The following is a 22718-nucleotide window of genomic DNA, read 5'->3' as shown; positions in this document are numbered from 1 at the left end:
GTCACCTCCATTTTTTAGTTACAGCTGTGCAATCAAGGAAGCGATCAACGTCAGACGCCGAGACAATTCCAGGCGAATCTCTTGTTTTTCGTAATCTGTTGATTCCATCAAACGTTGTTCGAGTCCATTGACCGTTTCTTGAAGCTGCTGTACTTCCTGATAAATCGCGTCACCCGTTTTGACTTCACGCTCGGTGAAGAAAGTAAGAATCTCTTGCAGGGACAGCCGTTGTGTTTTTAAATACTCAATCTTTTGGATATGCTGAATGACATCTTCCGTATACAAACGATAGCCGGATGCTGTCCGCTCTGTTGTTAATAAACCGAGCGATGTATAGTAGTCGATCGTCCGTTTTGATAAGCCGGTGGCCTCCGCGACCTGACCGATTTTAAGCAACGCCTTCCCAAGGATCCTCACCTCCCACTCCATTAGATAATATTTTTATCATACCACGGTTAAACCGTACAGAACAACGTTATGCTTATTAGGTACCTTCAAAAAACGCCCCCTCTTTATCAGAGGAGACGTTCCGTTTTTTCCGACTGTTTTCTAAACTCAGTTTGTTACCGCTTCCTTCACGGGTGTTCCGACGATTGACCGTTCGAGCAGTTCGACGACATCATATGTCGCAACTTGCTCGTCGACCTCTTTCGCCTTCGTCCCGTCGCTGAGCATCGTCAGACAGTACGGACAAGCCGATCCGATGACGGATGGCTGGACCGTCAACAACTGCTCGGTCCGGGCGACATTGACGCGTGCCCCGACTTTTTCCTCCTGCCACATCATACCGCCACCCGCTCCACAACACATTCCTTTTTCGCGGTTGCGTTCCGTTTCGACAAGCGTGATGCCTGGAATCTTTTCTAAGATATAACGTGGTGCGTCATAGATGTCGTTGTAACGACCGAGGTAACACGAATCATGATAGACAACGCGTTCCTTGACTTCATGCGTCGGTTTGATCCGTTGGTCGTCAATCAACCGGGCAAGCAGTTCCGTATGGTGATAGACTTCGACATCCGGACTCAGCCCGAAGTCCGGGTATTCATTTTTGAACGTGTTATAGGCATGCGGATCAATCGTGACGATTTTCTTGACGTCATATTTCTCAAACGATTTGATGTTTGCTTCCGCGAGTTCTTGGAACAAGACTTCATTTCCGATCCGGCGTGGTGTATCGCCTGAGTTTTTCTCATCGTTTCCGAGAATCGCAAACGAGATATCGGCTTCATTTAGGATACGGGCAAATGCCATCGCGATTTTTTGACTGCGGCTGTCGTATGAGCCCATCGCTCCAACCCAGAACAGATACTCAAACGCTTCGCCGGCTTTTTTCTTTTCCTTCGCTGTCGGAACGACAAGTTCTTCCCGCGTCTTGCGCCAGTTCTCACGTTCTTTCCGGTTCATCCCCCATGGATTCCCTTGGCGTTCGATGTTTGCCATCGTCCGTTGCATCTCTGGGTCCATCTTCCCTTCCATCATCACGAGGTGACGACGAAGATCGATGATTTTATCGACGTGTTCGTTCATGACCGGACATTGATCTTCACAGTTCCGGCATGTCGTACAGGCCCAAATCTCTTCTTCCGTGATGACGTTCCCGATCAATGAATCCGGTACGACATCCATCTGTCCTGCTGCAGCAAGTGAAGCAATTTGATTCCCCTGCGACCCTTCAAAAGCAAACGCCGGTCCCCACGGTGATTTTTGTGTGATTGCCGCTGTCTTCATATTGAGGTGATCACGTAGCTTAACGATCAGGTCCATCGGTGATAACATCTTCCCTGTTCCACTCGCCGGACACATATTCGTACAACGCCCACATTCAACGCAGGCATACAGATCAACGAGTTGCTTTTGATTAAAGTCTTCAATCCGATTGACGCCAAAGCTGAATTCCGCTTCGTCATCCTCTGCTTCTTCCATGACGGACAGATCGATCGGTGTGATCCGTCCGACCTTTGATGTCCGTCCGAGCCAAACGTTGGCTGTTCCGGCAATCAAGTGGGCGTGTTTGCCTTGCGGAATGTAGACCATGAAGCTGAGTAAGAACAGTAAGTGTGCCCACCAGAAGAAAACGAATAATCCAAACGCCACTTGCTGTGGTACCCAGCTAAATAAAAAGGCAATGGCTGACGCAACCGGTTCACCAAACGTCGAATGATTTTCATAGACTAGGAAAAATCCGTTTCCGAACAGAACGGCGACCATCAGACCACCGATGAAAATCAAGGCGAGACCCGCCATGAAGTTTCGTTTTAATCGAACCAATTTTTCGACATAGCGGCGGTAGAATCCCCAAACGACCGCAACCAAAATGACAAGCATGACGATTTCCTGGAAAAATGTAAAGATCGGATAAAGTGGTCCGAGCGGAATATGCGGAAAACGTTGTCCGACTGCGAGCCCCTTCCAGATAAAATCAATCGCTCCGAATTGAACGAGTAAAAAGCCGTAAAACATCATGACATGAATCGTGCCACTCTTCTTGTCCTTGAGCAGTTTCTTTTGTCCAAAGACGTTTACTAAAACGGCGTTGAGCCGTTCTTTGTTCGTTAGCGACCATTCTGCCTTTTTCCCCCTGCGAATCGCGTCGTACCGACTTTTGACGAGTGTCACAAACAAATAACCTGCATAACCTGCGACGAGCAGGAAGGCAATCCAGTTAATCAGTAAAAATGTCCCCATGAAACAAACCCCTTTTCCCCTAAAGCCATTATTTGATATGAGTATAGCATATAATGAATGGCTATTCATTCATTATTTGAATGTTTTTTTCTGACACGCTGTTAGATTGGGGGCCATACAAAAAACGTGTTGTTCTCTCTCGCTTTCCTCAGGCGAGGCGCAAGCCGCGCCTCCTTTGTCCAAAGGACATGGAGTCGCGTCTTACCTGCCTCTGACAGCACGGGTAACCGTGCTTTTTCCTGTAGGAGTCGAGTGAGTACACACGTTTTTCGAATCAAGATTTTTCTAATTTTGATTCGGTATTAATACGATTTTCCCGAGCTTGCCTGTTTCTTTAAAGTAGGACTGGGCTGCCGCTGCTTCTTCAAGCGGGAACGTCCGATCAATGACCGGTTCCAGTTTGCCGGTCGCAATCGCGTCAAGCATCCGTGCGAATTCAGCACGCGTTCCAAGAACAGAACCGTAAAATGTCAAATGCTTTAAGTACAATGTCCGAAAATCAAGATTCGTCTGTTGTCCGCCGGCAGAACCAGAAATACAGAACTTCCCGCCATTTTTCAGGACCGTGAGTGCGGTTTTAAATAAGGGGTCCCCGACGACATCAAGAACGGCGTCAATCGGTCCGCCGTTAACGGCAACGATGTCGTCCGCCAATTGTGCCGAGCGGTACGACAAGACATGTGTCGCTCCAAGACGTTTGAGTGCCTCTTCCGTCTTCAAGTCTCTGACCAATGCAATGACCGTTGCTCCGAAGACACGGGACGCAATCTGGACGTTCAGTGACCCGACACCTCCACTAGCGCCTGTCACAAGAACCGTTTGGCCTGGTTGCAGCTGCACCTGTTCGTTCATATGCCACGCCGTTAATCCACTGACGGAAAAAACAGCACTTTTCGTATAATCCGCAAGCGGCATCGCATAACAAAGTTCTGCCGGCCAAACGACATACTCGGCATATCCCCCGTCATATTCTGATCCGATGAACGACATGTCCTCACTGATATGTTCCGTTCCCTCTTGTCCACTTGACGTGAACGGGAACAGGACGACGTCTTGACCGTTGCGTGCTTCATCGACCCCGCTGCCGATCTGTACGATCCGTCCACTGATGTCAGAACCCGGGACACGGGGAAACTGAACGCCTTCCGGTTTCCAGCCGGATTGGGCATCCGTTCCGTAGGCCCCTTCCCGCATCCAGATTTCCGTATTGTTGATGCCGCATGCTTTGACTTCGACCAGGACTTCCCCAGCGCGTGGTGTCGGTACTGGACGTTCGACGACTTCGAGTTGCTCGACACCGCCGTATCCGTTGACTTGAACGACTTTCATATGATTTCCTCCATCTCTAAAACAGTTTCTCTTTATCCTTTGCCCGCTTTTTAAAGGTCTTAGACCAGATTATGTTTGATCACCAAACCATATTTTCGTCAGATAATAGGATTTGGATGCCTCATTCAAATGATCCTGCAAAGGTTCTCATACGCCTGCCTCCTGGTGTAGAAAATCACAAAAAAAGCAGTCCCCTTCAAATATCCTTTGAATGGAACTGCTGCAGCAGATACTTATTCTAATCCAAGCGATTGCGGTAATTTAACGGCACGCGCATACGCTGTTTTATAGTCTTTTTTCGCGACAGCCTGTTCGACTTCACGTAAAGCCGGATGATTTTCTTCCGAAAACGCCCCTAAAATCGTCAAGTAACGTTCATAGACCGAATCATCTTCCTTGCGTGCATGAAGTAACGCTGTGTAGAGCATGACCGTATCTTCTCCGTACAAGACCGGTAAATCTTCGTTGATCAATAATAACGAATCAATCGCATCGGAATCGACCTTCGAATTGTATTCCGTCATGACCTGTTCTGCGAGCGCCTCAAGCTGATCGCGCCACTCATTGTATTTCGGCTCATCATTCTCGAGCCACTCGAACCAATCTTCTTCGAGCATCTGTTCCATCTCTTTTACTGTTTGTTCAAATGCCATCTGTTTCACTCCGTTCCCAAGTTAATTCAATCGTATACAGACCGACCGGCTGATGATTCATCATCAAACCGTACTGGAATTGCATACGTTGTTCTGTCATTTCAATCGTGGCTGTGTCCGTCTCCATCACCATCTGACCAAACTGGCTCTCATAACCACTTTTTGTCTTCTGACCTAAAATGAAGACATGGTGCATCGAGACCGGACCTTTCCGGTTCAAGGCGACCTGATCGTGTGACCATTTGATGGTTGTATCAATCGGTTGTTCATCTTCTTGGATGAACTTCAGAGCAAACCCGTCTTTTGTTTCAAACAAGGTCCCGTCTGCTTCTAATTCAACGGACTCCCGCATCGCGTCATCCTGAATCGATGTCACTTGTCGCAGGCGGACCGGATAACGTACTGGTTTCACTTCTATCACCTCATCGTCTAGCGTACACGATTTTCTTCTGTCCTGCATCTTCTTGATTTCTTTTTTCGCCACAGCAAAAGGAATCACCCCCTTCACGACTCCTACAGGAGAAAGCGCAAGCCTGCTTGCGCTGTCAGAGACAAACAAGACCCGCTTTCCTGCCGGATGGCAGGAAAACTAGCTTGTGTCTCGCCTGAGGAAAGTACGTGCAGAAAAGAGTGATTCCTTTTTGAGTTGGTCCGTTAGTTTTATCGTACGCGGTACAGACGTGCTTCAAACGGCTGAAGAACAAGTTCTGTTCCTTCGTGATGTGTCGTCTCGTAGTTACCTAACATGATGTTGTCCGCATGGAGAATGATGTCCGTATCGACTTCCGCCACTTCATCTTTTAAGTTCGTGACGATCAGGAACTGTTCGTTCCCAAGTGTCCGCGTGTACGCGTAGACTTTTGTGTCTTCCGGAAGAATCAAGTCGTATTCCCCGTAGATCAACGTTTCTTCCATCTTCCGAATCTGAATCATCCGTTTATAGAAGTTGAGAATCGAATCTTCGTCAGTTTGCTGTGACGCGACATTAATGTCGGCAAAGTTCGGATTGACACCGAACCATGGGGATTGTTCAGAGAATCCACCATTTTTCTCATTCGTCCACTGCATCGGAGTCCGGGAATTGTCACGCGACGAATTCCAGATGACTTCCATGATTTCTTGATGTGTTTTCCCTGACGCGAGTTGCATGTTGTACATGTTTTTTGTCGCGACGTCATCATAATCCGAGATATCCGGGAACTGCACGTTCGTCATCCCGATTTCCTGCCCTTGGTAGATGAACGGTGTCCCTTGCATGAAGAAATACATCATCGCAAGTGACTTCGCACTTTGTTTCCAGTACTGTCCTTCATCGCCCCAGAGTGAAACGGAACGGACTTTGTCATGGTTTTCGAGATACAAGGCGTTCCAGCCCGTCTCTTCGAGTCCTTTTTGCCATTTCGTCAACACTTGTTTCAGCTTGACGACGTCGACACCTTTTTCAGCATCGGCGCGCCACAAATCCATGTGCTCGAACTGGAAGACCATGTTCATCTTCCCGTTTTCTTCTCCGACCCAGAGATCGGCTTCTTCCGGCGTCACACCGTTCGCTTCACCGACCGTCATGATGTCGTATTTCGAAAACGTCTCGTTTTTCAATTCTTCGAGGTATTCATGAATTCCTTCGACGTTCATGTGCATCTCAAACGAAGGCACATGGGGCATACCGAGTGGATTCGGTAAGTCAGCATAAGATTGATCCTTGTTGATGTGACTGATCGCATCGATCCGGAAACCGTCCACGCCTTTGTCGAGCCACCAATTGATCATCGTGTAGACCGCTTGACGCATGTCCTTGTTCTGCCAGTTCAAATCCGGCTGGCGACGTGAGAAGACGTGTAAGAAATACTGTTCCGTTTTTTTATCGTATTCCCAAGCCGACCCACCAAAGATACTTTCCCAGTTGTTTGGCTCCCCGCCGTTGACGGCATCCTTCCAGATGTACCAGTCCCGTTTGTCATTCTCTTTTGACGAACGTGACTCGAGGAACCACGGGTGTTCATCCGACGTGTGGTTGACGACTAAATCGAGTAATACTTTAATGTCACGTTTATGTGCTTCTTCCATTAACAAATCAAAATCGGCCATCGTTCCGAATTCATCCATGATGTCTTCATAATCACTGATGTCATATCCATTGTCATCATTCGGTGATTTGAACATCGGACAAATCCATAATACATCGACTCCGAGATCTTTTAGATAATCCAACTTGGCAATGATACCCGGGATATCGCCGATTCCATCATTGTTTGCATCATAAAAGCTGCGCGGATAGATTTGGTAAGCAACTGCCTCTTTCCACCAAGCTCGTGTGAGTGTTTTTTGTGCCGTTTCATGGCGTGGTATCATTTGTGTCATTGTGGATAAATCCTCTCGTATTTCAGTCTTTGTTGTCCGTTTTTTATAGTATTTCTTGATGTTTTATATGAATCATCGATTGATTTCGTTTAAGCGCAACCGATTGCGCAATTACCCTATATTCATCTTATCAAACCGAGTTGGAATGTCAACGTTTCCACATACATTCCGTTACTTTACATCCGTTTAACTCATTCGTTTGTCATCAAATTATTCAATAGAAAATACATTACATTTACTGAATTATCCTACACTGTTTATCGGACAATTTCTAGCCTTTTGCACAACCTTTTTCAGAAAAGCGAATCTTTTTTTCAAACTTCGGGTATATCCTTAACAATGCGAATAAAAAAGGGGGATTTTGTAAGATGGACGGACAGTTTTTAATTAATGGACAATGGCTCGATCATCAACGGGAACGAACGGATGTAAAAAATCCAGCGACCGGGGAAATCGTTGGTAGCGTACCAAATGGGACGAGTTCAGATGTCAACGACGCGGTCGAGGCGGCGCATGCTGCCTTTCCCGCTTGGTCCAAACGAACTGTCTATGACCGGGCTGCTCTCCTTGAGAAGTTGTATGCAAAAATGCTTGAGAAAAAGGATGAATTGGCCCGCTTGATGACACTCGAGATGGGGAAACCGCTCGCTGAGTCGGAAGGCGAAGTCGAATATGCGGCAAACTTCGTCAAATGGTTTGCAGAAGAAGGAAAACGGGCTTACGGTCGGATCATTCCAACGCACGATACAAACAAACGGCTCCATGTCATCCAGCAACCAATCGGTGTCGTTGCTGCGATTACCCCCTGGAATTTCCCGGCTGCGATGATTACGCGGAAGTTAGCACCGGCACTCGTCGCCGGCTGTACGTTTGTCCTGAAGCCACCGACAGCGACTCCACTGACGGCACTGCGGCTACTTGAACTCTGTCAGGAAGTTGGGATTCCGGACGGGGTCGTCAATGCCGTGACCGGCAGTGGGAAGGATTTAGGGGAATCACTCGCCACGCATCCACACGTGGATAAGATTACGTTCACCGGTTCGACGGAAGTCGGTCGGACGTTGATGGCACAAGGCGCCGAGACGATCAAAGCGATGTCACTTGAACTCGGTGGACATGCCCCGATTCTCGTCTTTGATGATTGTGACCTCGATCTTGCCGTCGCGGAAACGATCAAATCAAAGTTCCGTAATGGTGGTCAAACATGTGTCTGCGGAAACCGGATTTATGTCTCGGATTCGATTTATGACGCCTTCGTCGAGAAGTTAGGACAGGAAACGGCGAAACTCAAAACCGGAAACGGGCTCGATCGTGAAACGAAAATCGGTCCGATGATCAACAAGGCCGGTTACGAAAAAGTCAAAAAACATGTGGATGACGCAACGTCTGCCGGAGCCCGTATCGTCACCGGTGGAGCGGGACACGCAGACGAGGAACAAGACGTCTATTATTATGAAGCAACCGTCCTCGCTGACGTCACACCACAGATGTTGATCATGAACGAAGAGACGTTTGGTCCGGTCGCACCTGTCCAACGTGTCAGTTCGGACGAAGAAGCCGTCCACTATGCCAACCAAACACCGTTTGGTCTTGCTTCTTATGTCTTCACGAACAACTACGCACGGGCATTCCGGGCGATTGAACATCTCGACTACGGCATCGTCGGTTGGAATGACGGTGTGCCGTCCGCCGCTCAAGCACCATTCGGAGGGATGAAACAGTCAGGGGTCGGTCGCGAAGGTGGATCCGAAGGGCTCGAGGCTTATCTTGAAACGAAGTATGTCTCAATCGGCGGTCTTGACCAATGAACGCCGCCGAACGATTTGTCCAGTGTCTAGAAGCTGAAGGGGTCACGCATATCTTTGGTGTTCCTGGTGAAGAAAACATCACGTTACTCGAAGCAATCAGTAAGTCAGACATCACATTCATCACGACACGTCACGAAACCAATGCGGCCTTCATGGCCTCGATGTTCGGACGGTTAAGCGGACGCCCCGGCGTTTGTTTGTCGACACTCGGTCCTGGCGCAACGAACATGATGACGGGAATCGCCAGTGCAACGATGGATCATTCCCCTGTCGTCGCGATTACCGGCCAAGGGGCGACATGGCGCCAACATAAGGCCTCCCACCAGATGTTTGATTTAGTTGAGATGTATCGCCCCATCACAAAATCGAGTACGTCGATTGCTTCCGGTGAAATCATTTCAGAAGTCGTCCGGCAAGCATTTGCTCAGGCTGCTTCTGAAAAACCGGGCGCGACACATCTGTCCTTCCCGGAAGATATCGCGAAGTCCGATGTCGACGCGAAAACACCTGTCTTACGCGATAGTGCCCCAACCTTCCTCCATCCGACGTCCGTCAAGGATAGCGCCGTCTTGCGTCAGATCGAACAAGCGACCAAACCGGTCGTGATTGCCGGGTTCGGAATCAACCGAAGTGGTGCGACGGACGCTTTCCGTCTCTTTGTCGAACGTTTAGGGGCTCCAGTCGTCGAGACGATGATGGGCAAAGGAACAATCTCATCGTTCCACCAACTGGCAGCCCATACGATCGGTTTACCGAATGCCGACTACAATCAACGGATTCTTGACCAAAGTGATTTAATCATTGCCATCGGCTATGACATCACCGAATTGCCACCTTCAAAGTGGAATCCGAACCGGACACCGGTCCTGCATATCGATACGAATCAACATGAAATCGATCAATTTTATCCGGTCGTCGCTAATCTGATTGGTTCGTTACCGGACACGTTACAGTTGCTGTCCGGAGATGTCCCGAACCGTGCTTGGACCGGATGGCAACAGGATCGCGATCGCTTGCGTCAGGAAATCCAAGCGACGTATTCGATGGCCCTTCCCCTCCACCCGCAAAGCATCGTCCGGGAACTCGAACAGGCGACCGGTGAAGACGGGATTATTTTTTCCGATGTCGGTGCACATAAAGTATGGCTCGGACGGCATTTCCAGACGACACGTCCCAACCAACTGTTCATCTCTAACGGGTTTTCTTCGATGGGGTACGGATTATCAAGTGCGGTTGCCGCTAAATTACTTTATCCGGAACGCCGTATCTTGTGCGCCTCCGGAGACGGTGCCTTCTTGATGAACGGTCAAGATCTCGAGACCGCCGTTCGCTTGAAACTTCCAATCGTCGTCATCATCTGGCGCGACGGGACGTACGGACTAATTGAATGGAAACAGCAGCAAGCATACGGTCGGGCACCCTACATCGAGTTTGATAATCCCGATCTTGTTCAACTGGCTGTCGCCTTTGGCGCCCTTGGTCTTCGTGTCGGCGAACATGGGACGCTTGCCGCTTGTCTCAAGCAAGCTTTTACGAGTGACGGACCCGTTTTGATTGACTGTCCCGTCGATTACAGGGAGAATCTGAAGTTAAGTGACCGTTTACGGACTTATGGAGGATGATAAAATGACACAACTACGAAAATTACAATCGATTTCTGACTTTGATCAATTCGTTTCCGAACACACCACGTTTGTCATCTGTAAACACAGTACGACATGTCCGATCAGTTCGGCTGGTTTTTCCGAGTATACGAAATACGCCGATACGACATCGATTCCGACCGCCTACTTGTTAATCCAAGAAGCACGGACGTTATCGAACCATATCGCGGAACACTACAACGTCCGACATGAATCGCCACAAGTCTTGTTCGTTCAGGATGGTCGGGCCGTTTGGACGACGTCCCATTACGACATTACGACGGACGCTTTAAAAACGCATGTTGGTTAAGCCGTTTCTGTTTTCTAAAAAAATCCCTTCTGCCTGTTGTCATCAAACAGCCAGAAGGGATATTTTTTTGATCGGAGCCAATTCAATCGAGCTCCATCTTGTTCACAACAAATAAAATTACCTTTCTTAGCTATTAATGTTTGTAATTCAAGCTAAATCAGATTAAGATAGACAACAGATATAACGACCGTATAGAATTGTGTACTGTTAGTTCATTAAGGAGGAATACCATGCAACACGAAAAATCTACGTCCGCTCGTCCCCCTTACGGCATTCTTGCCGTACTGATGATCGGTGCTTTTATCGCTTTCTTAAATAACACACTACTTAACATTGCGTTGCCTTCAATCATGAAAGACCTGAACATTGAAACATCGACGGTCCAATGGTTATCGACAGGTTTCATGCTCGTCAACGGGATTTTAATTCCGACGTCAGCTTTCTTGATTCAAAAATTCTCGGTCCGCCGTCTGTTCATCTTAGCGATGACCTTGTTCTCGCTCGGGACGATTCTTGCTGGATTCGCCGATACTTTCCCGGTTCTACTCGCCGGACGGATGATCCAGGCTTCAGGATCTGCGATCATGATGCCGCTTTTGATGAACGTCATGTTAGTCAGCTTTCCGATTGAAAAACGTGGAACTGCGATGGGCTTCTTCGGTCTTATCATGATGGGTGCCCCAGCTATCGGGCCGACACTTTCCGGTTGGATCATCGAACATTACGATTGGCGGATGTTGTTCCACTTCATTACACCGATCGCTTTGATTGTCCTGGTTGGTGGAGTCGTTTTACTCCGGGACGTCAAAGAACGTTCCGATGCGAAACTCGACTTTACTTCCGTCGTCTTGTCTTCGTTCGGATTCGGAGGTCTTTTGTACGGCTTTAGTTCTGCCGGCTCTAAAGGCTGGGATAGCCTGCAGGTCATCCTGGCGCTGGTCATCGGTGTCATCGCACTCGTCACCTTCATTACGCGTCAATTGAAAATGGAACGTCCGATGCTTAACTTCAAGATTTACCGGTATCCGATGTTCGCCTTATCATCCGTCATCTCGATGGTCGTGACGATCGCGATGTTCTCCGGAATGTTGCTGCTCCCGATTTATGTCCAGACGATTCGTGGTATCTCACCACTCGATGCCGGTCTGATGTTACTACCGGGTGCGATTTTGATGGCTGTCATGTCGCCGATCAACGGAAAATTGTTTGATAAAATCGGTGGACGTCCACTGGCAATCACGGGTTTATTCATTACCGTCGTCACGAGTTATTACTTCAGTCAGCTCGAAATGGATACGACCTACACCCATTTGATCATTCTTTATTCACTCCGGATGTTCGGGATGTCGATGGTCATGATGCCTGTTTCGACGAACGGCTTAAACCAGTTGCCAACACGTTATTATCCGCACGGTACTGCGATGAACAATACGTTGCAACAAGTATCGGGTGCAATCGGAACGGCTCTACTCGTGACGATCATGTCGACTCATGCGAAAACACGTGGAACGGAACTCGCACAAGAAGCAGCGAAAAATATGACAAGTCAACCAACGGCTGAAGCCGCTGCAGCGATGAAACAACAAATCGTGATGCAGGCAACACTTGACGGCATCAACTACGCTTTCTTCATCTCGACGTTCATCGCCGGTCTTGCGTTTCTTCTCTCCTTCTTCATCAAACGAGCAACGCAAGCGGAAGACATCATCAGCAACCGTTCGCTCAACGAACAAATCATCAAACCACAAGTCTCGAACCAATAAGCAGATTGTCTATCCGATCCGCTTCGTCCTTTTGGATGAAGCGGTTTTTCAGGTATAAACAATATACTGGTACCCCCTATACCTATATGATATACTCCACATAACAACTACTACAGAAGAAAGAGGTGTCCCCCATGAACCATGATCATCCCCTTGTCCCCCGCTCCTCTGAAGAGCAGGATGCTTTGACGAAACGCTTGAAGCGGATCGAAGGACAAGTCCGTGGTATTGCCAATATGGTGGCGGACGATCGCTATTGTATCGATATCTTGACCCAAACCGCCTCGATTCAAGCGGCTTTACGCCAGGTCGAACTGCAAATCATCGAACGTCATGTCAAGATGTGTCTCCATGACGCGGCAACCGGGCAACAAGAGACCGATGTTTACGTCGACGAACTGATGGCTGTCATCGCTCGTCTTAAAAAGTAAGGAGGGAATCTGATGTCGAAAACGATTGAACTGAATATCGAAGGCATGACCTGTGCTGCCTGTTCCGCACGGATCGAAAAAGTCTTGAACCGGATGGACGGTGTCGAAGCGACCGTCAACTTACCTCTTGAGACGGCACGGATTGCGGTACCGGACGAGATGGAAGAACAGGTGATCCTTGATAAAATCAAAAAAGTCGGTTACGGTGCGACACTCAAGACGACGCCCCACGAACAGGTTCAAAATCGTCGGATGCTCTATCGGTTTTTCATCGCTGCGTTACTGTCGTTACCCTTGTTACTCAGCATGGTGTCGCATATTCCGAACAGTCCGCTTCATCTGCCGTTCCTGATGAATCCGTGGCTTCAATTTGCACTTGCGACACCTGTCCAGTTCATCATCGGTGCCCCCTTCTACAGCGGTGCCTATAAGAGTCTCCGCAGCGGCAGCGCCAACATGGATGTTTTGGTCGTACTCGGAACTTCCGCGGCTTATTTCTACTCGATTGCAGAAATGCTGATCCATCCGCTCATGCCAAATCTCTATTTTGAGACAAGTGCCGTCCTGATTACGCTTGTCCTTTTGGGAAAAGTGTTAGAAGATCGGGCCAAACAACAAACGACCGGCGCCATCAAAAGTCTTCTTTCCTTACAGGCGACCGATGCTGTCGTACTTGAAGACGGCATCGAACGGAAAGTCTCGATGGAGCATGTCCAAGTCGGGATGCAACTCGTCGTTAAACCCGGACAAAAAATTCCGGTTGATGGCGTGATCGTCTCTGGAGACGCCTATCTCGATGAATCGATGTTGACCGGTGAACCGCTTCCTGCTCATAAAACTGTTCATGACGCTGTCATCGGAGGGACGTTAAATACGAATGGTCATCTCCTGATTGCAGCGACCAAAGTCGGTCAAGAGACGATGCTTGCGAACATCATCCGGGTCGTCGAACAGGCGCAAACGGAAAAGGCACCGATTCAGAGACAAGCAGACCGAATTTCTGGTATCTTCGTTCCAATCGTCGTCGCCATCGCCATCGTGACACTTGCTGTTTGGTGGTGGACGACCGGCTCGTTTGCCGAAGCCATCCGGCCGGCGATTGCCGTGCTCGTCATCGCCTGTCCGTGTGCCCTTGGACTTGCCACCCCGACCTCGATCATGGTCGGAACGGGTAAAGGAGCAGAACACGGCGTACTGTTCAAAGGTGGTGCCCAGCTGGAATCGTTACAACATGTCGATGCCGTCGTCTTTGATAAGACTGGTACGTTGACGATTGGCCGACCTGTCGTCGTGCAAACGTTCGGACAGGAACAAGCACTCGATTTTGCGGCAGCCATTGAAAAAAAATCAGAACATCCCCTTGCCCATGCAGTCACGGAAGAACGAGATGTCGTCTTTGATATTGAAGACTTCACCGTCGATGCCGGACGTGGTGTCCGCGGAACGATTTTAGGACATCACGTGATGGTCGGTTCAGCACGGATGATGCGTGAGCATGAGCTGATTCTCCCCGACTGGACTTCCACTGGTGCGACGTTCGTCTATGTTGCGGTCGACGGACAGATCGAAGCCGGTTATGCGATTCGGGATGAACTCAAACCAACAACGAAACACGTCATTCAAGAGCTTCAGCAAACTAAAGCGGTCTATCTGTTGACGGGCGACCGACAAGAAGTCGCCTTGGAGCTCGCACATGAACTTGGTATTCCGCAGACACAGGTCTTTGCCGATGTGTTACCGATTGAAAAAGCAGACAAAATCAAAGCCCTACAAGCAACGGGTCAACGGGTGGCGATGGTCGGCGATGGCATCAATGACGCACCAGCCCTTGCGACAGCAGATGTTGGGATTGCGCTTGGCAGCGGGACAGATGTCGCACTTGAAGCGGCAGATGTCACCCTGCTTGGACATGATCTGCAACAAGTCGCAACAGCCATCCGCTTAAGCGAGCAGACGATGAAAAACATTCGTCAAAATCTGTTTTTTGCACTCGGCTACAATACGATTGGAATTCCGATTGCTTTCCTCGGACTCCTTGCCCCATGGGTCGCAGGTGCCGCGATGGCCTTCAGCTCTGTATCTGTCGTCACAAATGCGTTACGCTTAAAACGTATTCCATTATCCAAAGGAGGAAAATGATCATGAAAGAAACAACTCTAAACGTCATCGGGATGACGTGTAACCACTGTAAAGCGAGCGTCGAATCGGCGTTAAACGAACTCGATGGCGTCACGAATGCAACGGTATCACTTCCGGACAATCAGGTTACGGTCACACACGACGATGTCGCGACAGAACGTCTTGTCGAAGCGATCGAAGAAATTGGTTATGATGTACCGACTGCTTAAATATTTTGAGCCAAACTGTGCGAAAAGCGCAATTTGGCTTTTTTATTTTGAGTAAATCGGGAATGGTTTAACAAGGAGGGGTTCGTATGGTACCGAAAATCGAATTCGTAGAATACTTCGATGACAACAAAGGAAAACGATTTAAAATCGAACTTTGGAATCTCGGAACCTTCACATTTAGCGCTGAGTCAGCCAAAGGACCTGTCACTCGCTTTACGTCGATCGACATCCAATTCGTTCAAGACTGCGTAAGCCGGATGCGGTCGATCGTTGATGCCCAAAAAGCGTTTCAAAAAGATCAATTTGTCTAAATGATGGATAACATATATAACGTGTACCCTTCGCTTTCGAAGTGGAGATTCCACTCATGGTCACAGACCATGAGTTTTTTCATTTCAGGTCAATATTTTGTTAAGTAGGAGCAAATTTTTCAGAAAATGATTATTAGATTTCTAGAAACAGCCGATAACTAACAAGACACTAAAAATCTTAATTCCAAGAAAATCGGGGGCATATCGTGCGCAATCCATTTAAAACTAAATCATCGACGTCGACCTATCAGGCGACCATCGGATTTCCAGACAAACGACTGATTACGAAAACAAGTGATCCAAGCTTAACAGGACGCCTGGAATACATGGGCTACACGGAAGAACATTTACAAACCTTAAAGGCGATGGCACCTGTCGTCAACAGTGTGTTAGACGAAGTACTCGAGCAAGTACTCGATCATTTACTCCTTCATCCGGAAATGGTCCAAATCGCTCAAAATTCTTCGACACGGGAACGTCTGAAAAAAGTGTTTGCTGACTATTTCGGAAGTTTATTGACTGGAAACATGGATGACAAGTTCCTCGCGATGCGGACACGGATGGGGAAAACCCACAACCGGACGTTCGTCCCTGTCACGTGGTTCATCGCTTCTTACGCTGCTTTTAATACATTACTGATCCCGAAAATCGTCGAACATTTCCAACACGAACCGGCCCAATTGGCGAATGCGATTTTAGCATTGAATCATGCGATGAATCTCGATGCCCAAATCGTGACGAGTCAATATGTCGATGCTCGTTTACATGAAGTCAGTGCCGCCAATGACTCACGGAGCCGTTTGTTACAGGACGTCGTCCGGGTCAGCCAGGAAGTCGCAAGTACAGTTGAACAGACGGAAGGTGCGATCTTAGAAACAAGTCGCCGAGCCACACAAATCTTGTCTGAGACGAATCAAACCGAAAAAACAAGTCGTAATCTCGTCGGCTTGACATCAGAAAACGAAACGCAGATGGATAAAATGGAGCAACAATTTGTCCAAGCGACAGAACAAGTCAGTACGTCGTTAACAAGCATCCAACAGTTGAAAACAACGTCTGACGAAATCGTCAAGATGACACAAGGAATCGAAGACATTGCCAACCAGACCAACCTGCTTGCTTTGAATGCTTCCATCGAGGCCGCTCGTGCAGGTGAACATGGTAAAGGCTTCTCCGTCGTTGCGATCGAAGTCCGTAACTTAGCAGAAAACGCTAAATTACTCAGCAGCAGCATCAATACCTTGATTCAAAAAAATAACGGTAATATTAACGAACTCGTCTCCCAGATGGAAGATATCACCCGTTCCAACTCAGCATCTCGAAATGAATTACAACAAGTGAAAAGCGGCATCCATACCGTTAAACAAGAGATGGAAAACTACTTGGATATGTTCGGTCGCAATAAAAATGATCTGAGCCAAATCGTCCAAACGATTCAGGGCATCAGTCAAACGACACAAGGACTCTCTGCCTTGACGACAGACCTCGTCGCAGCTTCTGAACTAAACGCTTAACGTCTCTCTACATCGTAAACAGCAAATGGACCGATCCGCAGTGGATCGGTCCATTTTTTTATTTTTCCTGTTCAGCCGTCACGACCAATCGTTCATCGTATCCTTTTGATTGTGTGAACGTACCGATACACGTAATTAACGTTAAACGTTGTGCAAGCGTCGCACCAAAAATCGATCCGACGGGTGCTTGATCCACGGGATACGACTTGACGTTTGTCACCACGTATGAAACCTGTTCCCCTGTTTTTGAAATCAATTCAATTTTTTGTCCTCGTTTCACCTTTGTTAAGTCATAAAATACAGCTGGACCGTCGGTGTCATCGAGATGTCCAGCCAAAATGACATTTCCGGTCTGATTGGCTTTTGCGCCGTACTGATACCAACCGACTTGATCAGTCTGTTTCGGGACATCCATCCGCCCTTTCGTATCCTTCCCTACGACCTCTACATTGGCTTCAACATCGATGGTTGGAATACTTAAGCGGGCGGGCACGAATGCTTCCACCTGTTTCGGTTCCGACTTTAACTTTGGCGGCGGTGCCTCGACGACAGGTGGTGCTGGTGCCTCGGAACGTGGTACAGATGGAGCAGGTTTCTCTGCTCCTCCACACCCCGCGAGCATCACCGTAATGAATACAAGGAGATTACGCGTTTTCTTTACGACGGACGACATAGGCTGTCCCAACAAGTGCTGCTCCGGCAAGTGCTACGAGCGCCCAAGTTGTTGCCATCGAAGAATTTTCAGTTGTTCCACCAAGACCTGTGTCTGGCATGGCTGCCATTTCACCGCCATCTGGAATCAAGAGCACGTCAAAGGCTGGTTCGCCTTCAAGTAGACCAATTGCGAGTGCTGTATAGTTTTTGCCACTATCGAGTTTAATTCCATCAAGTGCTTTGACGACATCCGTTGCACCGGCTGGTCGTACTTCAAGATCGTACGTACCGGCATCGAGTGTACCGTAGTCAGAGACTTTCGAGAACTCGAGGTCGCTAAAGAGTGGATCTCCACCTTTTGGTGCGACATCAACGGCTGGTGCATCCGGTGCAAAGTGAGCGACACGGATCATTGATTTTCCATCTTCGCCTTTGCCGTTATCTTCCATGACAGCCAGTTTGATGTCTGCCAATTTACCGATTGCGGCTACAGAATAGAATTTTCCAGCTTCGATGTTGAGTGTTTGAGAAAGTACAGGATCTTTTGTTGTACCGGCTGCGAAGACTTCTACTTTATGTTCTCCGGCTGGGAGAGTCAGATAATCTGTGACATCTTTAAATTCTGCTCCTGAGACTGCTTTTTTGCCATCGACGGCGATGTCCACTGCTGGAGCATCAGGTGAAGCGTGAATCACACGAACCATTGCGTCGTCCGCCGCGCCTACTGGGAGCACAAATAGTGCGAATAGCAGAGCAGCTGTAACGAAAGATAAGAATTTCTTCATCTTTTTTTCCACCTCTCATGTCATGATGTATTTCGCTCTCAAACCAACAATTTACTTTACATTAAGAACCTTTCCCTTGTGGTGACATCTTAAACTTAAAGGAAAAATCCATTTGTGTAAACGCTCTAATGTGCTAACGAAAGTTGAGATATCATCTACAAAAAAAGACCAGTTTCCAAATAGAAAACTGATCCTGGCTTGATTATATTATTTGACGAATCCAATCATCATCTCACGTAACACTTTTGCTGCGGCAATCGCTGTCATGTCAGACTGGTCATACGCCGGACAGACCTCAACGAGATCGGCTCCGATGACGTCGACATCCGCACGGGCAATCATATGGACGACTTCGAGTAGTTCTTTTGTCGTCACGCCGCCAATTTCCTGCGTACCGGTTCCCGGTGCAGCTGACGGATCAAGGACATCGATATCGATCGTCACGTAGACTTTTTTACCAGCCAGTTTCGGTAAGACCGCTTTTAACGGTTCAACGATTTCGTACTTAAATAGATTGTATCCTGACGTCTTCGCCCAGTCGAACTCTTCTTTCATTCCTGAACGAATGCCGAACGAATAGCAGTTTTCCGGTCCAATCAAGTTCGCGATTTTCTTAAGCGGCGTCGAGTGCGACAACGGTTCGCCTTCATAGGAATCACGTAAATCCGTATGCGCATCAAAGTGCAGGACGACAAAGTCATCATAATGTTTATCAAACGCCTTGACGACCGGCCACGTGACGAGGTGTTCGCCACCCATGCCAAGCGGGAACTTCCCTGCCGTCAACAACGAATCGACATACTCTTCGATCATATCGAGTGACTTTTGCGCATTTCCGAACGGAAGCGGGATGTCGCCTGCGTCAAACAGTTTCGCATCGGCAATATCGCCGTCAAGATACGGACTGTATTCTTCAAGACCGAGTGAGACTTCACGGATCCGAGCCGGACCAAATCGTGAACCGGGACGGAAGCTGACCGTCCAGTCCATCGGCATACCATATAGTACAGATTTTGCATCTTCGTGAGTCGGTTGGCTCGCGATAAATACTTTACCTGAATAAGCTTCATCAAAACGCATTATTATTCCTCCAGTCATAGAAAGGAGTGCCCCTAAAAACGGAACACTCCTGACGTGCAATTAAATCGTTAAATCCTTGACGAACTTCGGTAGCGCGAATGCTGCTGTATGAAGTTCCGGTGTATAGTATTTCGTTTCGATCTCGTGGAAACGCTCTGGTGCGACAGCGAGTGGATCATGTTTTTTCGATCCAATCGTAAATGTCCATAGACCGCTCGGGTAAGTCGGAACGTTGGCGATGTAGAGTTTTGTGATCGGGAAGATTTCTTTGACGTCACGTTGCACATCACGAATCAAGTCCGGTGTGAACCATGGATTGTCGGATTGTGCGACGAAGATGCCATCTTCTTTTAAGGCTTTTGAGATGCCGGAATAGAATCCTTTTGTAAACAGGTTGACGGCTGGACCAACCGGTTCTGTTGAATCAACCATGATGACATCATATTCATTGACAGCTTCTGCGATATGCATGAATCCGTCTCCCACGATGACTTCAACACGTGCGTCATCAAGACCGCCTGCGATGTTTGGTAGATATTTTTTCGAGTACTCGATGACTTTTCCGTCGATTTCGACAAGAACTGCCTTTTCGACTGATGGGTGTTTTAAGACTTCACGGATGACGCCACCGTCTCCTCCACCCACGACGAGAACCGATTTTGGGTTCGGGTGTGTAAAGAGTGGAACGTGTGCGACCATTTCGTGATACACAAACTCATCGCGATCTGTTGTCATGACCATTCCGTCAAGTAACAACATCGTACCGAACTCGTCCGTTTCAACCATTTCCAGACGTTGAAACTCCGTTTGTTCGCTCTCATAAACGTGGTTGACACGGAATGTGATACCGTAATCTTCCGTTTGGTGTTCCGTGAACCATAACTTTAATTTTTGTTCCATTTGCGATAGAACCCCTTTCTTTCATCAAGACAAAAGTTGTTCGTATGCGAGTGGCGTTTACGGCGCTTCTTAATCATACAAATGCGAGTATACCGAACTTTGAAAGAAACTTCTATATAATTCGAAAAATCATACCTGTTTTTTTAGTCGACGAACGTGACGATTTCGTCCAGACAACGACGTTGTTTCGCACGTTTTGGTTCGTCTGCCCGGTAACCGAACGCGACCATGACCGGGACCGTGAAAACAGACCGATCGAGCAAATCGTGTCGTGCCAAAAGTTGTTCAACCGCCTGTTGGTCAAATCCTTCGATTGGACAAGAATCAATACCGATTTGGGCTGCTGCGGACATCATGTTGCCAAGCGCGATATACGCTTGTTTCGCCGACCAGTCTTCCATCGCCTTCTCATGATCTCCGATTTTAAAATCTTCTTTCAAGAACAATCCGTATCGCTTCGTACGACCCGCTTTTGCTTCATCTGACAAACCAAGCACGTCCATCATATGCGTCACGTGCGCCCCGTCTGGTTGCATCTGTCGTCCTGTCCGAGCCAGAAAAACGACATAATGGCTCGCGGTCGGTAACTGTCCTTGTGCGCCCCAGGTGACGTTTTGGATTTCATTTCGGATCGCTTCATTTTGAATGACAAGTAAATTCCACGGCTCGTAGCCAAATGAGCTTGGGGAAAGGCGTGCCGTCTCCAAGATAAACGAAAAATCTTCTGCAGTTATCTTTTGGGCAGGATCAAATGACTTGGTCGCATGTCGGAACTGAAAAGCGTCGATTATCTGTTGTTTTGTTTGGTCATGATTCATGTTGCATTCCTCCTGATTTTATCAAAATTAGGCGAGAATACGCCCACTTCTAAACGAAGTGAAAGTGGGAGATGGATCGCCAGCCTGCCTTTCGGGTATATTCCCTTTGAAGGAGGTGAAAAATGGTGTTGAAGCACAAGGCCTACAAATTCAGAATCTACCCCACCAAAGAGCAGGAAATCCTGATCGCGAAGACGATCGGGTGTTCGCGCTTCATCTTCAACCACTTCTTGGCGAAGTGGGATGAAACGTACAAGACCACTGGAAAAGGACTGTCCTACGGTTCTTGTTCCAAAGAAATTCCTTTGTTGAAGCAGGAGTTCGACTGGTTGAAGGAAGTCGATAGCACATCTGTTCAGATCAGCGTCAAACATCTTGCTGATGCGTTTGACCGCTTCTTCAAGAAGCAGAACGAACGCCCTCGTTTCAAGTCCAAGCGCCATCCCGTCCAGTCGTACAAGACCAACGTCCAAGGCAAAACCAGCTTCCTGAAGTCTCGATTGGATGCAACAAGCTCAAACTTCCGAAGCTGAAATGGATTCGTTTCGCCCACTCGAGACAGGTCACAGGCCGTATCTTGAACGCCACGATCCGACGTAACGCTTCAGGCAAATATTTCGTCTCCCTGCTCGTCGAGCAGGAGATCAACGAACTGCCGAAGACCGGTTTATCTGTCGGCGTCGACGTCGGACTCAAGAACTTTGCCATCCTGTCGGACGGCACGGTATACAAGAACGACCGTTACTTCCGTTCGCTTGAGAAGAAACTGGTGCGCGAACAGCGCAAGCTCTCCCGCCGTCAACACATCGCTTTGAACAAGAAAGTGAGGCTTTCCGAGTCTAAGAACTATCAGAAGCAAAAGCGGAAGGTTGCCCGTATCCACGAGAAGATCGCCAACAAGCGCACTGACTTCCTGCACAAGGTATCGACCGAGATCGTCAAAAACCACGACGTCATCGGGATCGAGACCTTACAGGTGAAGAACATGCAGAAGAACCGCAAGTTGAGTAAGGCCATCTCTGACGTCAGCTGGTCGGAGTTCTTCCGCATGTTGGAGTACAAGGCGGACTGGTACGGGAAGACCGTCGTGAAGGTCGGCAAGACCTTCGCTTCGAGCCAATTGTGCTCGAGTTGCGGACATCAACACAAGGATGTGAAACATCTCAGCTTGCGTGAATGGACATGCCCGAGTTGCGGGATCCATCACGACCGGGATGTGAACGCAGGACTGAATCTTAAACAAGAAGCCGAACGTATCTTAGCTTCTTCAACCGTCGGGACAACGGGGTTAGCCTGATCAGGTTTCGACCGTTAGGTCGGAT

20 protein-coding genes and 1 pseudogene are annotated in these 22718 nt (G+C 48.2%); 10 read left to right on the top strand and 11 right to left on the bottom strand.

Features of this window, described 5'->3' with window-relative positions; genetic code table 11:
- Nucleotides 1-18: 18 nt before the first annotated feature.
- The 6 genes from P404_RS0109645 to P404_RS0109620 form a co-directional block, all read right to left on the bottom strand.
- Complete coding sequence (locus P404_RS0109645) at nucleotides 19-396, bottom strand: MerR family transcriptional regulator (protein ID WP_236624357.1); 378 nt, start codon at nucleotides 394-396, stop codon at nucleotides 19-21.
- 159 nt (nucleotides 397-555) lie between these two features.
- Nucleotides 556-2688 (bottom strand): (Fe-S)-binding protein, encoded by a 2133-nt coding sequence (locus tag P404_RS0109640; RefSeq protein ID WP_026830613.1) that lies wholly within the window; start codon nucleotides 2686-2688, stop codon nucleotides 556-558.
- 285 nt (nucleotides 2689-2973) lie between these two features.
- Nucleotides 2974-4017, bottom strand: a complete 1044-nt coding sequence (locus tag P404_RS0109635) for a zinc-binding dehydrogenase (protein WP_026830612.1) — start codon at nucleotides 4015-4017, stop codon at nucleotides 2974-2976.
- A 233-nt stretch (nucleotides 4018-4250) separates the two neighbouring features.
- Complete coding sequence (locus P404_RS0109630) at nucleotides 4251-4670, bottom strand: hypothetical protein (RefSeq protein ID WP_014969289.1); 420 nt, start codon at nucleotides 4668-4670, stop codon at nucleotides 4251-4253.
- Nucleotides 4660-5082 (bottom strand): YwiB family protein, encoded by a 423-nt coding sequence (locus P404_RS0109625; RefSeq protein WP_236624356.1) that lies wholly within the window; start codon nucleotides 5080-5082, stop codon nucleotides 4660-4662. The genes P404_RS0109630 and P404_RS0109625 overlap by 11 nt, the downstream gene beginning before the upstream one ends.
- 248 nt (nucleotides 5083-5330) lie before the next feature.
- Nucleotides 5331-7031, bottom strand: a complete 1701-nt coding sequence (locus P404_RS0109620) for a glycoside hydrolase family 13 protein (RefSeq protein WP_014969287.1) — start codon at nucleotides 7029-7031, stop codon at nucleotides 5331-5333.
- A gap of 368 nt (nucleotides 7032-7399) precedes the next feature.
- Here P404_RS0109620 and P404_RS0109615 point away from each other — a divergent pair, with 368 nt between their 5' ends.
- From P404_RS0109615 to P404_RS0109575, 9 genes are all read left to right on the top strand, one after another.
- Nucleotides 7400-8839, top strand: a complete 1440-nt coding sequence (locus P404_RS0109615; RefSeq protein ID WP_014969286.1) for an NAD-dependent succinate-semialdehyde dehydrogenase — start codon at nucleotides 7400-7402, stop codon at nucleotides 8837-8839.
- Entirely contained in the window at nucleotides 8836-10461 is a 1626-nt protein-coding gene (locus tag P404_RS0109610) for an acetolactate synthase large subunit (protein WP_026830609.1), read from the top strand. The genes P404_RS0109615 and P404_RS0109610 overlap by 4 nt, the downstream gene beginning before the upstream one ends.
- Nucleotides 10462-10465: 4 nt before the next feature.
- The gene (gene ytxJ, locus P404_RS0109605; RefSeq protein WP_014969284.1) at nucleotides 10466-10792 is read left to right on the top strand and encodes a bacillithiol system redox-active protein YtxJ; all 327 of its coding nucleotides are present in this window, start codon (nucleotides 10466-10468) and stop codon (nucleotides 10790-10792) included.
- A gap of 230 nt (nucleotides 10793-11022) precedes the next feature.
- Nucleotides 11023-12555 (top strand): DHA2 family efflux MFS transporter permease subunit, encoded by a 1533-nt coding sequence (locus P404_RS0109600; protein WP_014969283.1) that lies wholly within the window; start codon nucleotides 11023-11025, stop codon nucleotides 12553-12555.
- A gap of 134 nt (nucleotides 12556-12689) precedes the next feature.
- On the top strand, nucleotides 12690-12986 hold the full coding sequence (locus P404_RS0109595; RefSeq protein WP_014969282.1) for a metal-sensitive transcriptional regulator: 297 nt from the start codon (nucleotides 12690-12692) through the stop codon (nucleotides 12984-12986).
- A gap of 12 nt (nucleotides 12987-12998) precedes the next feature.
- On the top strand, nucleotides 12999-15125 hold the full coding sequence (locus P404_RS0109590; RefSeq protein ID WP_014969281.1) for a heavy metal translocating P-type ATPase: 2127 nt from the start codon (nucleotides 12999-13001) through the stop codon (nucleotides 15123-15125).
- Nucleotides 15126-15127: 2 nt separating this feature from the next.
- A complete protein-coding gene (locus tag P404_RS0109585; RefSeq protein ID WP_014969280.1) occupies nucleotides 15128-15334 on the top strand; it encodes a cation transporter in 207 nt (68 codons plus the stop codon).
- Nucleotides 15335-15420: 86 nt separating this feature from the next.
- Nucleotides 15421-15645, top strand: coding sequence for a hypothetical protein (locus P404_RS0109580; RefSeq protein WP_014969279.1), 225 nt, complete (start codon nucleotides 15421-15423; stop codon nucleotides 15643-15645).
- A 206-nt stretch (nucleotides 15646-15851) separates the two neighbouring features.
- Nucleotides 15852-17159, top strand: coding sequence for a globin-coupled sensor protein (locus P404_RS0109575; protein WP_014969278.1), 1308 nt, complete (start codon nucleotides 15852-15854; stop codon nucleotides 17157-17159).
- A gap of 58 nt (nucleotides 17160-17217) precedes the next feature.
- Here P404_RS0109575 and P404_RS0109570 read toward each other — a convergent pair whose 3' ends face one another.
- The 5 genes from P404_RS0109570 to P404_RS0109550 all read right to left on the bottom strand — a co-directional run bounded on the left by P404_RS0109570 (nucleotide 17218) and on the right by P404_RS0109550 (nucleotide 21396).
- Complete coding sequence (locus P404_RS0109570) at nucleotides 17218-17781, bottom strand: class F sortase (RefSeq protein ID WP_236624376.1); 564 nt, start codon at nucleotides 17779-17781, stop codon at nucleotides 17218-17220.
- A 22-nt stretch (nucleotides 17782-17803) separates the two neighbouring features.
- A complete protein-coding gene (locus tag P404_RS0109565; RefSeq protein WP_014969276.1) occupies nucleotides 17804-18598 on the bottom strand; it encodes a DUF4397 domain-containing protein in 795 nt (264 codons plus the stop codon).
- A 207-nt stretch (nucleotides 18599-18805) separates the two neighbouring features.
- Nucleotides 18806-19678 (bottom strand): agmatinase, encoded by an 873-nt coding sequence (speB, locus tag P404_RS0109560; protein ID WP_026830607.1) that lies wholly within the window; start codon nucleotides 19676-19678, stop codon nucleotides 18806-18808.
- Between the two features lie 60 nt (nucleotides 19679-19738).
- Nucleotides 19739-20578, bottom strand: a complete 840-nt coding sequence (speE, locus tag P404_RS0109555; RefSeq protein WP_014969274.1) for a polyamine aminopropyltransferase — start codon at nucleotides 20576-20578, stop codon at nucleotides 19739-19741.
- Between the two features lie 143 nt (nucleotides 20579-20721).
- The gene (locus P404_RS0109550; protein WP_014969273.1) at nucleotides 20722-21396 is read right to left on the bottom strand and encodes an NAD(P)H-dependent oxidoreductase; all 675 of its coding nucleotides are present in this window, start codon (nucleotides 21394-21396) and stop codon (nucleotides 20722-20724) included.
- 122 nt (nucleotides 21397-21518) lie between these two features.
- Here P404_RS0109550 and tnpB point away from each other — a divergent pair.
- A pseudogene (gene tnpB / locus P404_RS17465) lies at nucleotides 21519-22693 on the top strand (IS200/IS605 family element RNA-guided endonuclease TnpB).
- Nucleotides 22694-22718: the final 25 nt, after the last annotated feature.

Source organism: Exiguobacterium antarcticum DSM 14480 (assembly GCF_000685865.1).
Taxonomy (GTDB): Bacteria; Bacillota; Bacilli; order Exiguobacteriales; family Exiguobacteriaceae; genus Exiguobacterium_A; species Exiguobacterium_A antarcticum.
The sequence above is the reverse complement of the archived record's forward strand: the minus strand, read 5'-3'. Positions and strand labels throughout refer to the sequence as shown.